The 13,117-nt window shown below is 34.7% G+C and carries 18 protein-coding genes; 8 read left to right on the top strand and 10 right to left on the bottom strand.

Annotated features, from left to right (window positions below):
• Positions 1–82 precede the first annotated feature (82 nt).
• Complete coding sequence (locus JHL15_RS05385; RefSeq protein ID WP_200244467.1) at positions 83–337, bottom strand: DUF1304 domain-containing protein; 255 nt, start codon at positions 335–337, stop codon at positions 83–85.
• Positions 338–437: 100 nt separating this feature from the next.
• Entirely contained in the window at positions 438–803 is a 366-nt protein-coding gene (locus tag JHL15_RS05380) for a DUF1304 domain-containing protein (RefSeq protein ID WP_200243971.1), read from the bottom strand.
• A gap of 64 nt (positions 804–867) precedes the next feature.
• Between JHL15_RS05380 and JHL15_RS05375 the strand changes: the two genes are divergently transcribed.
• The 3 genes from JHL15_RS05375 (at position 868) to JHL15_RS05365 (ending at position 2,383) form a co-directional block, all read left to right on the top strand.
• A complete protein-coding gene (locus JHL15_RS05375; protein ID WP_200243970.1) occupies positions 868–1,440 on the top strand; it encodes a Crp/Fnr family transcriptional regulator in 573 nt (190 codons plus the stop codon).
• A gap of 63 nt (positions 1,441–1,503) precedes the next feature.
• Positions 1,504–1,935 carry a DoxX family membrane protein gene (locus JHL15_RS05370; protein ID WP_234047692.1) on the top strand — a complete coding sequence of 144 codons (432 nt, stop codon included), beginning with the start codon at positions 1,504–1,506 and terminating at the stop codon, positions 1,933–1,935.
• A gap of 4 nt (positions 1,936–1,939) precedes the next feature.
• Positions 1,940–2,383 (top strand): carboxymuconolactone decarboxylase family protein, encoded by a 444-nt coding sequence (locus JHL15_RS05365; RefSeq protein ID WP_200243967.1) that lies wholly within the window; start codon positions 1,940–1,942, stop codon positions 2,381–2,383.
• Between the two features lie 124 nt (positions 2,384–2,507).
• Here the strand turns inward: JHL15_RS05365 and JHL15_RS05360 are convergent, their stop codons facing one another.
• From JHL15_RS05360 to JHL15_RS05335, 6 genes are all read right to left on the bottom strand, one after another.
• Positions 2,508–3,479, bottom strand: a complete 972-nt coding sequence (locus tag JHL15_RS05360) for a cyclase family protein (RefSeq protein ID WP_200243966.1) — start codon at positions 3,477–3,479, stop codon at positions 2,508–2,510.
• Between the two features lie 201 nt (positions 3,480–3,680).
• Positions 3,681–4,664, bottom strand: a complete 984-nt coding sequence (locus tag JHL15_RS05355) for an aldo/keto reductase (protein ID WP_200243965.1) — start codon at positions 4,662–4,664, stop codon at positions 3,681–3,683.
• Positions 4,665–4,686: 22 nt separating this feature from the next.
• Positions 4,687–5,361: a type 1 glutamine amidotransferase domain-containing protein gene (locus JHL15_RS05350; protein ID WP_200243960.1), complete on the bottom strand. Its 675-nt coding sequence runs from the start codon at positions 5,359–5,361 to the stop codon at positions 4,687–4,689.
• 80 nt (positions 5,362–5,441) lie between these two features.
• Entirely contained in the window at positions 5,442–5,729 is a 288-nt protein-coding gene (locus JHL15_RS05345) for a putative quinol monooxygenase (protein ID WP_200243958.1), read from the bottom strand.
• Positions 5,730–5,741: 12 nt separating this feature from the next.
• Complete coding sequence (locus tag JHL15_RS05340) at positions 5,742–6,626, bottom strand: NAD-dependent epimerase/dehydratase family protein (protein WP_200243956.1); 885 nt, start codon at positions 6,624–6,626, stop codon at positions 5,742–5,744.
• Complete coding sequence (locus tag JHL15_RS05335) at positions 6,626–7,240, bottom strand: NAD(P)H-dependent oxidoreductase (RefSeq protein ID WP_200243954.1); 615 nt, start codon at positions 7,238–7,240, stop codon at positions 6,626–6,628. The genes JHL15_RS05340 and JHL15_RS05335 overlap by 1 nt, the downstream gene beginning before the upstream one ends.
• 191 nt (positions 7,241–7,431) lie before the next feature.
• Between JHL15_RS05335 and JHL15_RS05330 the strand changes: the two genes are divergently transcribed.
• Both JHL15_RS05330 and JHL15_RS05325 read left to right on the top strand, forming a co-directional pair.
• Positions 7,432–8,175 carry a metallophosphoesterase family protein gene (locus tag JHL15_RS05330; protein ID WP_200243952.1) on the top strand — a complete coding sequence of 248 codons (744 nt, stop codon included), beginning with the start codon at positions 7,432–7,434 and terminating at the stop codon, positions 8,173–8,175.
• Positions 8,176–8,314: 139 nt separating this feature from the next.
• Positions 8,315–9,211 (top strand): LysR family transcriptional regulator, encoded by an 897-nt coding sequence (locus JHL15_RS05325; RefSeq protein ID WP_200243949.1) that lies wholly within the window; start codon positions 8,315–8,317, stop codon positions 9,209–9,211.
• Here the strand turns inward: JHL15_RS05325 and JHL15_RS05320 are convergent.
• A complete protein-coding gene (locus tag JHL15_RS05320) occupies positions 9,188–9,670 on the bottom strand; it encodes a GNAT family N-acetyltransferase (protein ID WP_200243946.1) in 483 nt (160 codons plus the stop codon). The two genes, JHL15_RS05325 and JHL15_RS05320, sit on opposite strands and share 24 nt — an antisense overlap.
• Positions 9,670–10,104: a GNAT family N-acetyltransferase gene (locus JHL15_RS05315; RefSeq protein ID WP_200243944.1), complete on the bottom strand. Its 435-nt coding sequence runs from the start codon at positions 10,102–10,104 to the stop codon at positions 9,670–9,672. Before JHL15_RS05315 ends, JHL15_RS05320 begins: the two co-directional genes overlap by 1 nt.
• 219 nt (positions 10,105–10,323) lie before the next feature.
• On the opposite strand from JHL15_RS05315, the gene JHL15_RS05310 reads away from it, so the two are divergent.
• The 3 genes from JHL15_RS05310 to JHL15_RS05300 all read left to right on the top strand — a co-directional run bounded on the left by JHL15_RS05310 (position 10,324) and on the right by JHL15_RS05300 (position 13,073).
• Entirely contained in the window at positions 10,324–11,199 is an 876-nt protein-coding gene (locus JHL15_RS05310; protein ID WP_200243934.1) for an aldo/keto reductase, read from the top strand.
• Positions 11,200–11,518: 319 nt separating this feature from the next.
• A complete protein-coding gene (locus tag JHL15_RS05305; RefSeq protein WP_200243931.1) occupies positions 11,519–12,583 on the top strand; it encodes an NAD(P)H-dependent flavin oxidoreductase in 1,065 nt (354 codons plus the stop codon).
• A gap of 37 nt (positions 12,584–12,620) precedes the next feature.
• Positions 12,621–13,073 carry a lipocalin-like domain-containing protein gene (locus JHL15_RS05300; RefSeq protein ID WP_200243929.1) on the top strand — a complete coding sequence of 151 codons (453 nt, stop codon included), beginning with the start codon at positions 12,621–12,623 and terminating at the stop codon, positions 13,071–13,073.
• Positions 13,074–13,117 lie beyond the last annotated feature (44 nt).

Below are 13,117 nucleotides of genomic sequence, written 5' to 3'. Positions count from 1 at the left end.
TGTTAATTTCCCACAGATTTCACAAATAACACGGATTCAAATATTAAAAATCTGCGTCATCCGTGAAATCTGTGGGAAAGAATTATTTCAAAAGTATAGCGATAATCGCTAAAATAGCTGGTAAAGGCTGAACAAAAAATATTCTTTTTGTTGCAGAAATAGCCCCATAAATTCCGGCAACTGCTACACAACCAAGAAAAAAGAGTGCAATATTCGTTTGCCATTCTGCATCTTTAATAAAGAAAGTCCAGATCAATCCTGCAGCAAGAAAGCCATTTAAAAGATTGAAAAATTTAAAGATTAAAAGATTGGGGGACTTATGTGTTTTATATGAGATAGGGAAATATTGTTATATTGTTAATTTCCCACAGATTTCACAAATAACACGGATTCAAATATTAAAAATCTGCGTCATCCGTGAAATCTGTGGGAAAGAATTATTTCAAAAGTATAGCGATAATCGCTAAAATAGCTGGTAAAGCCTGAACAAAAAATATTCTTTTTGTTGCAGAAATAGCCCCATAAATTCCGGCAACTGCTACACACCCAAGAAAAAAGAGCGCAATATTCGTTTGCCATTCAGCATCTTTAATAAAGAAGGTCCAGATCAATCCCGCAGCAAGAAAACCATTGTAAAGTCCCTGATTGGCTGCCAATCCTTTAGTAGGTTTGAACATTTCTGCCGGTAAAGCGGCTTTGAAAACTTCTTTTCCTTTTGTTTCCCAGGCAAACATTTCCATCCAAAGAATATAAATATGTTCTAATGCTACTACAGCGATCAAAATTTTAGCAACGATTTCCATGATTAATTATTTTGTAATTGTAAAACTAAAAAAATAAAGTTAAGTTTGAATACTAAATTTCGAAATGGATAGTTTTAAAGCACATCTTGACAAATTCATTACCATCAATGAGGAAGACTATGCCTCCGTATTATCTTTTTTTAAAGTGATGGAAGTTAAAAAGAAGCAGAATTTACTTCTTGATGGAGAGGTGTGTAGATCAATGTATTTTGTTGTCAATGGTTGTCTCAGAAAATTTTTTGTCAATGAAAAAGGAGTAGAGCAAACGACCGAGTTTGCTGTAGAGAATTGGTGGATTACGGATACTTTTGCTTATGAACGACAAATAAAATCTGAGTTTACGATACAGGCAGTAGAGCGGTCAACGATTTTAGTTATTGATCTTGAAACGCAGGAACTATTATTACAGAAACATCCGGTCATGGAACGTTACTTTAGGATGATCTATCAGAGAGCCTATGCTGCGTCGGAAAGAAGGATCCGCTATTTATATGAAATGACGAGAGAGGAACTCTATATTCACTTCAGTACTTTGTATCCCTGGTTTATTCAAAGGATTCCACAATATTTAATTGCTTCTTTTTTGGGTTTTACCCCGGAATATCTTAGTGAAATCAGAGCGAAATTACGTTCTTAAACCAGTTTAAGATTTTTAGAATTTAAAAGTCGCAACTTTGTCATGTTATTAAAAGCTAATACAATGACAGATAAAAAAGATCAATTTTCACAGTTATTTTTAAGACTAGCCATTGCTGTAACCATGCTTTCAGCGGTCGCAGATCGTTTTGGATTTTGGGGAGAAAATTCAACCTGGGGGAACTGGGAAAATTTTGAAAAATATACGCGGCAGCTTACCTTTTTCCTTCCGGAAGGGTTAAGTCAATTTTCAGCTTATACAGCGACATTTTTTGAGATCGCGATTCCTTTGTTATTGCTTATAGGTTATAAAACCCGTATAGCAGCGTATGGAGCTGGATTTCTATTACTAATTTTCGCATTGTCTATGACGATAGCTTTAGGGGCAAAAGCTCCTTTGGACTATTCTGTCTGGGTGGGAAGTGCAGCAGGATTTTTATTAGCTAGTCAAAAACAGTTTTCATTTAGTTTAGATCAATTAACCAAAAAAATATAATATTATGAGTACAAGAGTCAATATTGCAAAAACAGATGCAGCGGCTTACAAAGCAATGATGGGATTAGAAGGATATCTTCAGACGATCTCTTTAAATCCTATTCAAAAAGAATTAATTAAAGTAAGAGCTTCCCAAATCAATGGATGTGCATTTTGTTTGGATATGCATACCAAAGATGCAGTAAAATATGGAGAAACTCCTCAAAGAATCTATTTACTTAACGCCTGGAGAGAAGCTTTAGAGTTATTTACTGAAGAAGAACAAGTTCTTTTGGCTATGACAGAGGAGATTACGCTTATCAGCCATAAAGGTTTAACTGAAGAAACTTATCAAAAAGCAAAGTCGTTTTTTGATGATAATCAGATCGCTCAGATTATTATGGCAATAGTAACGATTAACGGATGGAACAGGATTGCTATAAGCACTCATTTACCGATTATGAAATAATTTTTTTAAAATTGTTTTTTTAACAGAAAGAGCTTTTCAATTTGAAAAGCTCTTTTGCTTATGATGAAATTTAAAATGTATTTGGATGCTGTCATTTCGACACCGGAGAGATCTCTTTTAATTACTAATAAATGGCTACAGGGTTGATGTTGACCTGAGTTGAACCTTTATAAAGAGGTTGCCCAAGAACGAAAAGGAATTCCCATACTTTTTCTTTTACCAAAGGACGGCTGTCAATGAGTTCCAAATTATAAATTCCTTTTTTTGCCAACATAAATTGGTTGATTGGAAACTCTTCTTTGCTTTTAGGATTAGGGTACACTTCAGAAGCCCAGGTATCTCCACCAAAAGCAACGATGCCTTGATCTGCTAGCCATTGAGCAGCTTCCATTCCAATTCCAGGTTCAACTTCTAAAAACTGTTTATTGTCTTTGCCGATCAGTTCAAGCCATCCTGTATTGAAAAGAACAATATCTCCTTTTCTTAGGCTAATTCCCTGTTTTTTCAAAACTGCTTTAATATCAGATACTGTAAATTCTGTTCCTCCGGGAACAACCGCTTTTCCATAATAAGCTACCATATCCAATACCACTCCACGGGTTACAAATGGTGGAACCTTTTCAATGCCTAGCTTTTTTACTCCTTCTACTGTTACAAAATCAGCAGCTTTATTACCATTGTAATACGTATTGTTGATTCCAATATGTCCTATTCCGTTAAGCTGTGTTCCAACACCTGTCCAACCATTGACCAACTCATCATTAAATGTGAATTTATTAGGACCGATGCTTTGGCCACCCTGTTCTCCGGGCTGAATATTATATAAATTAAAACTTCTGTGGCGGAATGCCGGAAGGTTTTTATCAATAGCTACTGCTAAAGGTAATGTTTTGCCTTGTTTTACTAATGTAATGGCATTTTTTACGACTTCTGGAGTCAACAAATTGGCGGCTCCTATTTCATCATGAGCACCATATGACGATGGATACCATGATTGATCTTCCGGATTGACATAAAGCTTTTGAGCGTTAATGGATATGCTGCTAAAAGCCAATATAGTTGCCAACCCGAACGTTGTGATCAGATTATTTTTCATTTTTATATGATTTTGTGAGAGTTGAAAGAGGAAAATGGAAAATGGGAAGTTGAAAATTGAAAGCTATGGAAGCTTGTGTTATAAATGATATTCAATTATGAAGGTAAATCAATTAAGCTATTACTTTCAATCAAATGGCTATTATTTGTTAATACCCTAAAAGTAATTTCAATTTTCAACTTTCCTCTTTCAATTATTATATTACATTTCTTTCAGTGCAGAATTAATGGTATTCAATTCTTCCTGAGAAAGATCGACAGATATTGCCTGTGCATTTTCAACAGCCTGCTGTGCATTACGGGCCCCGGCTAATACTACACTGATCGATGGTTGTAGACTTGTCCAACGTAAAACCAATTGTGAAACAGTAGCATTTTTCTCCTGTGCTATAGTTTCAAGTGTTTCCAGAAACGTTTTTACTTTTTCAAGATCAAACTGAGCAAAATATCCATTACGGTGATCATCAGCTTTTAACTGAGCTTGTTTGAAATATTTACCGGTTAATAATCCTCTCTCCATTGGACTATACACAATAATTCCTGTATTATTTTCTAAAGAGTAAGGTACCAGATCTTTTTCTATAGCTCTGTTCAGCATGCTGTATGATACCTGATTGCTTGCCAGTTGAATCGTTTTAGAAGCTTCTTCCATTTGTTCTACAAGGTAGTTGCTTACTCCTGCAGTTCTGATTTTTCCCTGCTGGATCAGCATCTCTAAAGCTTCCATGGTTTCACTGATAGGAGTGGAATTATCTGGCCAGTGCAATTGTAACAGGTCAATATAATCAGTTCCTAAACGTTTTAAACTTTCTTCTACTTCTTTGATGATGTTTTCTTTAGAAGCGAATTTATATACCGGAAGTGTTTTGCCATCTTCTTCAGCATTGAAAAAGAACTCTCCTTTTCCCTGATTGCTGCCATCCCAAACTAAACCGAACTTAGTTAATAACTGGATTTTTGAACGGTCTTTTCCTTTAATAGCTTCCCCGATCATTTCTTCACTTAATCCGAAGCCATAGAATGGAGCAGTATCAATAGAAGTTACACCGTTATCTAAAGAAGCATGGATAGAATTTATAGAATCTTGTTTTTCATTTCCACCCCACATATTTCCACCTATGGCGAAAGCACCATGAGTAATCACTGATAATTCAAGGTCAGTATTACCTAATTTTCTATATTCCATTTTGTATTAAATTTTTTTGATATTATTTTTTTAGTTCTTTTAAAATAGCCTCACCAACTGCCTTTGCAGATTGAGGGTTTTGTCCTGTGATCACTCTTTGATCTGTTACAACATGAGTTTGCCAAAGACCTGATTTTTCAAATTTTGCACCTCTTGCTTTTAATTGATCTTCCAGAAGGAAAGGAACAACGTTTGTTAATTTCACTTCAGCTTCCTCTTCATTGGTAAAAGCATTGATCTTTTTGCCATCTACCAGATATTGGCCGTTATTCAGTTTGATATTAACCAATCCTGCCGGGCCGTGACAAACTCCTGCTACAATTCCTCCGTTTTCATAAATTTTTGATGCAATAGAAGCTAATTCTGTATTGTCTGCAAGATCCCACATAGCACCATGACCTCCAGCATAGAAAATAGCTGAGTACTCATCAGGCTTTACCTGAGAAGGTTGTAATGAGTGATCAATTTTATTTTTGTATTCTTTATTTTCCCAGAATTCTTTATTTACAGGATCTTTTAGATCAAATCCATCTACAGGAGGTGTTCCTCCTTTAGGACTTACAAAATCTATATCGTATCCTGCATGATGAAGGACTTCCCAAGGATGAGAAACCTCTCCTAAATAGTATCCGGTATTTTCTCCGGTATCTCCTTTTTTGTCATGACTGGTCACGACGAATAAAATTTTCTTTTTCATAGTAATTGATTTTTTGTTTTGTGAATTGGCAAATCCTATCATGAATATACTCAGGATTAAAAGCGCAAATTTTTTCATGCTTACAAAATATTGGTTTTATAAATTTGAGGAATTTCCTGCAACTTTTCATCAATCAAAGCACCAAAAGCTTGAATATATGGCTGTTGATTGTGTTGATCGAGTCCTGCTGCATCTTTCCATATTTCGTAAAAGACAAATTCATTTTTATCCTCTATTCCCTGATGAAGACTGTAAAGCTCACAAGCTTCTTCTTTGCGTGTTTCTTTTACCATATTTTGAAGAACTGCCAATACTTCTGCCTGATGTTCTTCTTTTGCCTTTATTACTGCTGTAAGATATATTTTCATTATGATTTTTATTTAAATAAATTTTTCAATTGAGAGATGTTGCGGATTCCAGCCTAGTTCTTTTTTTGCTTTGTCGGAGTTACACAAACTGTTAGAAGCAAATCCAAAATATCCACCTGCTGCACCGAATCTATTCACTGCTTCTTGTACACTCAGAGATTGTGCTGGCTGCAGGGAATATTTGTCACTGATAGTTTCGGCTATATTTTTTATAGTTGATGAACCATTTTCTGCATAATACATAGATCCTGCCTTCGCATTTTCCAGTGCAAGTACATAGAGATCTGCTAAATCTTCAATATGGATATTTGACCATATATTTTCCCCTTTTCCAAAATAAATACCAAACCCTTTTTCTTTAGAAAACTGAAGCAAAGCAGGAACCTGAATACTATCTTGTTTCAACCCTAAGCCTCTACCATATACCATTGTTGGAACAATAACAATACTTCTTATATTTTTATGTGCCGATTGTATAACATAGTCATTGATCAGTACTCTAGAAGCCATTTCCAACCTCGGATTTAAAGGAATATCTTCTGTAAAAACAAAATCACTTTTCTCTCCGTTTTCTTTACCTCCGAAAATAGCCGAACCTGATGTGAAAATCAGAGTTTTTCCACTTCCTTCCAACGCATTGATAATACTGTCAATAGCATAAGCATCATCAGCAGAATCCGCATTGTGAATAACCGCATCTACTTTTTGGATCGCAGACTGTATCACGGTCTCATCATGAATATCTCCAACTATGGTTTCAACTCCTAATGTGGCCAGTTCTTTTGCATGGATCTCATTACGGATCAAACCTACCACATTATACTTTTTATCAAGTAATTTTGCAGCGATTGTTCCTCCAATGTATCCCGTAATTCCGGTTATCAGTATTTTTTTCATTAGGCTAGTTGAGGTTTTAGTTCTTTTTCAAAAACAGTTTTGATATGTTCCTGATAAAGCTTCATGTCACGTTCTATATTGGCATTTTTTTCTACGTCATGGAAATGGAAGCTGTCCATTTTCTGTAAAGACACAAAAGCGTTCATTCTATGGAAACCAAATAATGGCCCATCATCCACACTTTTCTCGTTAAAAAATTCTCCCGGAAGGGTAAAAGCTGTTTCGGGTGCATTCCAACTGGTTGTTAACATGTATTTTCTACCACCAAGCATTCCTCCTGTTCCATAATTAATCGCTGGGTTTTCAGCTGTTCTTCCATCACTCAGATAAATACCTTTAGCATGACCTGCGGTGAAGACATCATCTATATATTTTTTAAATCCATTAGGAAGCTGAAACCACCAGATCGGAGTGTGGTAAATAATATAATCTGCCCAAACGAATTTCTGAACTTCCTCATTGTTATCATATCCTTCTGCAATGTTCGTTATTCTAACATCTACATTTTCAAAACCTTGTAAAGCTTCTAAAGTATTATCAGCAATTGTTTTATTATATTTCCCTCCGGAATGTCCAAAGTTTTGACCACCATTAATTATTAATACTTTTTTCATTGTTTTATGATTGTTTAAAATTTATGATGCAAAGTTAGGGTAGGTATTGCTATGATAAAAATAATATAAATTATAGTTTAATATCAGAATAATGATATATTAAATTATAAAATTACGGTCAAATATCATATTGATGCTTACTATTATTGTGCTTTTTCTCTTGTAATTTTGTTTGATAAATTGGATGAAGTATGATACAAATAGCGGTCTTCGGTGATGTACATGGAAACCTTCCTGCTTTGGAAGTAGTACTGAATGATATAAAGGAAAGAGGGATCACCCAGAAATTCTGTTTAGGAGATCTGGTAGATTTTGCACCCTGGGGAAATGAAGTGATTCAAAAAATTAGAGAAAACAATATTCCATGCATCTTAGGCAATCATGACGAGAGAATTGCCTTTAATATTCCGGTTATTCCATTAAGCAAACATTCGGAAGAGGAAACCGCTGCTAGATTTATAGCCATTGATCATTCGAAAAGGCATATCACCCAAGAGAACAAAGCTTTTCTTGGAGAATTGCCTTTTCATTTAAAATTAAATTATATGACAGGAAAAAGGCATTGGAATATCCAATTGGTACATTCGGGGTTAGAAAGTAATGATACCTATTTGTATGAATCTGAAAATGATGAGGTTTTTGAGGATATGCTTAATGCATCTCAGTCTGATGTAATATTGATGGGACATACTCATATTTCCTTTAAAAAGAAGTTGGGTGAAAAATGGGCCATAAATACAGGCTCTGTAGGTCGTTCAAAAGAAGAAAACAGATTAGCTTCTTATGTTGTTCTGACAATTGATGAGGAAAAAATAACCCCGAAAATTATTCAGCTCAATTACCCTGTTGAAGAGGTTGCAAAGCAAATTGAAGAAAGTGAGATTCCGAACTATTATGCCCGCTTTTTAAAGAATGAAAAAGTTGTGGTTTCCTAAGGATATATTATGATATTCAATTACTTGCTCAAGTGCTCTGATTAAAAAAATAATTAATCTGATGAATGTAAAAATTTGTTTTTAATTATCAGTATTCTAATTATTTTGTAATTTTGTATCAGAATTTAAATACTTAATTATGGTTAATCTAGAATGGTACCGTACCTTTAAAGAGATCTACAAGACAGGGACTCTGACTGGCGCAGCTGAAAGTTTATTCATTTCCCAACCAGGAGTAAGCTTACATTTAAGTTCCCTGGAAGCGTATGTTGGGTATAAGTTATTTGATCGCACCGGAAGAAAGATGATACCTACCGAAAGAGGGAAAGTGCTTTACAATGCTGTATTTGAACCATTGCAAAAACTGGAAAATGTAGAAAAAAACTTTCAGAAATCTACAGAGAAACATACACCTACGATTAGTGTAGGAATGTGCTTTGAAACCTTTCAGACCACGTTGGAACAATATGTTTCTACATTACCATTTAATTTAATTATCAATTTTGGGCAATACCCTGAAATGATTGATCAGTTGGATAAAGGGATTCTGGATCTTATTATCACTCCTAAAAAAGGGTCTTCATTGAACATTGAGCATGAAGCTTTTTCATCTGAACAGATCATTTTAGTGGGCGGGAAAGATGTGGATACAGAAAGCTTCAATAAAGTATTGAAGACAAAGGATTTTGAAAAGATTGAAGATTGGCTGAAACAGGAGAAATGGTATGGGACAACGGGTGATATGGAACACTTGTTTCAATTCTGGATTTTGAATTTTGGGCATAAACCTAATTTCCGTCCGAATTATATTGTACCCAATTTAAACTCAATCATTCGTTGTTTGAAAGGAGGAAGAGGTTTGGCTGTCGTTCCTGATTTTTTATGTAAAAAGGAAATTGAAAACGGAGAAATAAAATTGATTTGGGAAGGTGATAAAATGTTGGAAAATACGTTATACTTTGGTTGCAGAAAAAAAACAAGCTATCAATCAGAAATTGGGCACATCAAAAAGCTATTCAGGGAAGTAATGGATTAAAAATTCAAGAACGATCATATCCTTCATCTGGAGCCCGTTTTCAAAAACAGGTGCAGGATAGTTTTTGATGAAAAAGTCTTTTCGTATTTCTTTTTTTATGAATCCATTTTTCTCATAAAATCTGATTTGCTGAAAGCCTGTATCCGAAGTTCCGACCAAAAGAGAAGAGTAGTGGTTTTCTTTAGCCATTTCTTTAGCTTTATTGATTAAAATACTTCCGAGGCCTTTATTTCTATATCTATCGATAATAGCCATGTTTTTAATCTCTAATTCTGTATCGGTGTTTTTGTGCAATGCAATAACCCCAATTCTTTGGCCATTTTGAATTAAGAGATATACTTCACAGTTCGATATATATTTATTGATTGCCTCTTCTGTTTCATCCGCCAGTAAAAGTAAATCATAGGGAATCTGAGTCTTATCCTTATTATTTATCTGATGGAAAGTAAACTGATCCATTATGAACTCATATGAATGATCGGATATGCTTTTCCTGAACCATCTTTTTCGGACCTTCCTACCTTTTTGAAACCCATTTTTTCGTAAAAACCAATGGCTTGAGGATTTTGTTCATTAACGTCCAGTTTGTCAAAACCAATTTGATCCTTCATAAAATGATAGAGCTCTTTACCGTATCCTTGTCCACGAAAATCATCATGTATAAATAACATTTCTAGGGTACCTTCAGCCACCGATGCAAAACCCTTTGCCTCATTATTTTCAGTAATCAGGTAAACATCCAGATGAGGAAGATAGTCCCTTGGGATTACTTCTTTAAAGTAGTTGAAATCCTCTTCAGCTAGAAAATCATGGGTCGCTTTTACTGAAGAAGCCCAGATCTCCATAATTCTTGAATAATCGTCAGTGTTTGCTAATCGGATGTGATGTGACATTGTTTTGGTTTTTTGCAAAAGTAGCAAAAATTGGAAAGCTGGACCAGAAGTTATGAATTATAAGTTATGAGTTATGAGTTATGAGTTATGAGTTATGAGTTGTGAGGGAAAGAGAAGTTATATAGTGTAAAAACAGTGAAAATGGTAAGTTATAATTTCAAATTTTTATTGCAAATTTGTTAGACTTTAGGTTTGTAATAAAAATTAAAATAGAGAATTATGCAGAAAAAAACGTACACAGGGCAACCAGTGGTTACTTTAAATAACGGAGTTGACATTCCGGCTCTGGGATTTGGTGTTTGGCAAATTGAAGATTTAAAAGTCTGTGAAGATGCAGTTATCAAAGCAATTCAGACAGGATACAGAATGATTGATACAGCTTCTATTTATCGTAATGAAACAGCTGTAGGAAATGCTATAAAAAATAGTGGAGTAGATAGAGATGATCTGTTTATTACTTCAAAACTTTGGGTACAGGATCATGGCTATGAAAAAGCTAAAGCAGCATTTCAGCGAACATTAGACAGATTGCAGCTTGATTACCTGGATATGTATCTTCTTCACTGGCCTTTTGGCGATTTTCTGGGAGCCTGGAAAGCATTAGAAGAGTTATATCATGACGGGAAAATAAAAGCTATTGGAGTATGTAACTTTACGGTTGAGAAACTAGAAGAGTTGAAAGCGAATTCAACTGTTCTTCCAGTGATCAATCAAATTGAACTCCATCCAATTTTCCAACAGAAAGAATTACAGGTTTATGATAGAGAAAATAATATCATCACACAACCATGGAGTCCTTTAGGAAATGGAAATGCAGATCTTTTACAAAATCAAAAACTGAAATCAATTGCTGAAAAATATAATAAAACAGTGGCTCAGGTAATTTTAAGATGGCATTTGCAGGAAGGTTTTGTGGTTATTCCAAAATCTATAACTCCATCCAGAATTGAAGAGAACTTCAATGTATTTGATTTTGCATTGACAGAAGATGAAATGAATGTAGTACGTTCCTTAGATACGGGTAAAAGATTATTCTTCGATCCGAAAGATCCTGAATGGGAAAAGAAAATGTTGAATACTGTAGCAGACATTTAAAAAATTAGGATATCAATAATAAGCGGGCTTTAGCCCGCTTTTGTTTTTTAAGGACTAGCTGTAATTTTTTCACTACAGATCACAGGGATCATCTTTTTTTTACATTAGGTATAAATGTAAAGAATAAAGTGGCTATCATATCAATAGGAGTGGGCTTTAGCCCACTTAACTTAAATAAATAACACAAAAAATTGGCTTTAGCCAAAACCTAAATGGATATTATAAGACATAAAAAAATGACATATATCAAACTATTTTATAAGATGACTCCACTGGTTCTACATGGATTTTTCGTAAATTTTAAATCAAAAATAACATTATGATCTGGCCAGACGCAATTCGCAAAAAATTAAATATACAGCACCCCATCATTCAGGCTCCTATGTTTGGTGTAAGTACTCCTGAGATGGTTTCAGCTTCAGTGAATGCCGGATGTCTTGGGAGTTTAGCATTGGCAGATTTATCTGCTGAACAGGCTGTTAAACTGATCAGAGAAACAAAAAAACTAACTGACCAGCCTTTTGCTGTTAACATTTTTGCACACAACATCCCTGAAATAACAGATTCTTTAAGACAGAAGTTTACAAAGACGAAGGATTTTATTGAACAGCTCGCAAAAGAAAACCATTTAGAGGTTGAGCTTCCGGATCTTGAAGCTATGAAGGTAAGTAGCTATCATGAACTTATTGATGTTGTTATTGATGAAGGGTGTAAAATTCTCAGTTTTACTTTTGGAAATCTTGATGATAAAAGTATTGGAAAATTAAAGGAGAATGGAGTTGTACTTATTGGTACCTGTACTTCCCTAGAAGAAGCTCTGATATTGGAGAAATCTGGAATTGATATTATTTGTGTACAGGGAATTGAAGCGGGAGGGCATAGAGGTACCTTTAATGCTGGGGAAATTCCTCATATAGGAGGTCTCTCATTACTATCACATGTATTTGATCACGTAAAAGTTCCTCTATTATACGGAGGAGGTATTTATAATGCAAGGACGTTATTGGCTGCAAAAAATTTGGGAGCGCAAGGTTTTCAGGTGGGAAGTTTATTATTGGCTTCTCAGGAAAGTGCTTTACAGCCTTTTGAGAAAGAAAGACTGAAAAGTGTAAGTGAAGATGATATTATTTTGACCAAAAGCTTTTCTGGGCGTTATGCAAGAGGAATCAGAAATGAATTTACCAAAGCATTAGATAGCTCTGATTATATTTTACCATATCCTTATCAGAATAAACTAACAGGGGAATTGCGTAAAATGGCTAAGGCAATGAACAATGCTGATTTTGTGAATATTTGGGTAGGGCAGTCGATCCACCCGTATAGCAAAGAGTCTACAACTAACATTTTAAAAAATCTTATTATCGAAGTTGAAAAACTGCAATAAAAATTGTCTTATTTTTGCGGCTTTAAATTATACATATATGAAAAGAATATTTTTATCAACTGCTTTGCTTTCCATACTAGCTTGTGGTAGTGATAATGAAGTATTGGATATTATTGATCCGAATGCAGGGTCGATAAGGGGGAAATGGTATATTGGAAAATCTGAGGTATATACTTCAAAAGATCAGCAAACAAAAACCAGTTTTCCCACAGAATGTCAGAAAAAAAGTACACATGAGTTTAAACAGACCAATATGACTTCAACAACTTTTGCACCACAAGGTAATAGTTGTGTGCAAACTGATGTTGTAACCAGAAATTATACTTTGGAGAAATCAACGATGAAGTTTTGGTATGAAGGAGAACAGGATTATCCTTATTTCATTACTAAGCTTACCCAGGCAGAGATGATTATGGAAGACCGTACCCAGGATGTAGATGGTGATGGAACCAATGATATTATCAGACGCTTTTTTGCCAGAATAAACTAGAATAAAAAAGCTTCTTTCTGAAAGAAGCTTTTTTTAATATATGA

It is taken from the genome of Chryseobacterium paridis, assembly GCF_016595215.1.
In the GTDB taxonomy this organism is placed as follows: Bacteria; Bacteroidota; Bacteroidia; order Flavobacteriales; family Weeksellaceae; genus Chryseobacterium; species Chryseobacterium paridis.
This window is presented reverse-complemented; position numbering and strand designations above follow the sequence as displayed.

Coding starts and splice junctions, on each gene's coding strand:
- JHL15_RS05380 (WP_200243971.1), bottom strand. CDS start 803: ATGGAAATCGTTGCTAAAATTTTGATCGCTGTAGTAGCATTAGAACAT.
- JHL15_RS05375 (WP_200243970.1), top strand. CDS start 868: ATGGATAGTTTTAAAGCACATCTTGACAAATTCATTACCATCAATGAG.
- JHL15_RS05370 (WP_234047692.1), top strand. CDS start 1,504: ATGACAGATAAAAAAGATCAATTTTCACAGTTATTTTTAAGACTAGCC.
- JHL15_RS05365 (WP_200243967.1), top strand. CDS start 1,940: ATGAGTACAAGAGTCAATATTGCAAAAACAGATGCAGCGGCTTACAAA.
- JHL15_RS05360 (WP_200243966.1), bottom strand. CDS start 3,479: ATGAAAAATAATCTGATCACAACGTTCGGGTTGGCAACTATATTGGCT.
- JHL15_RS05355 (WP_200243965.1), bottom strand. CDS start 4,664: ATGGAATATAGAAAATTAGGTAATACTGACCTTGAATTATCAGTGATT.
- JHL15_RS05350 (WP_200243960.1), bottom strand. CDS start 5,361: ATGAAAAAGAAAATTTTATTCGTCGTGACCAGTCATGACAAAAAAGGA.
- JHL15_RS05345 (WP_200243958.1), bottom strand. CDS start 5,729: ATGAAAATATATCTTACAGCAGTAATAAAGGCAAAAGAAGAACATCAG.
- JHL15_RS05340 (WP_200243956.1), bottom strand. CDS start 6,626: ATGAAAAAAATACTGATAACCGGAATTACGGGATACATTGGAGGAACA.
- JHL15_RS05335 (WP_200243954.1), bottom strand. CDS start 7,240: ATGAAAAAAGTATTAATAATTAATGGTGGTCAAAACTTTGGACATTCC.
- JHL15_RS05330 (WP_200243952.1), top strand. CDS start 7,432: ATGATACAAATAGCGGTCTTCGGTGATGTACATGGAAACCTTCCTGCT.
- JHL15_RS05325 (WP_200243949.1), top strand. CDS start 8,315: ATGGTTAATCTAGAATGGTACCGTACCTTTAAAGAGATCTACAAGACA.
- JHL15_RS05320 (WP_200243946.1), bottom strand. CDS start 9,670: ATGGATCAGTTTACTTTCCATCAGATAAATAATAAGGATAAGACTCAG.
- JHL15_RS05315 (WP_200243944.1), bottom strand. CDS start 10,104: ATGTCACATCACATCCGATTAGCAAACACTGACGATTATTCAAGAATT.
- JHL15_RS05310 (WP_200243934.1), top strand. CDS start 10,324: ATGCAGAAAAAAACGTACACAGGGCAACCAGTGGTTACTTTAAATAAC.
- JHL15_RS05305 (WP_200243931.1), top strand. CDS start 11,519: ATGATCTGGCCAGACGCAATTCGCAAAAAATTAAATATACAGCACCCC.
- JHL15_RS05300 (WP_200243929.1), top strand. CDS start 12,621: ATGAAAAGAATATTTTTATCAACTGCTTTGCTTTCCATACTAGCTTGT.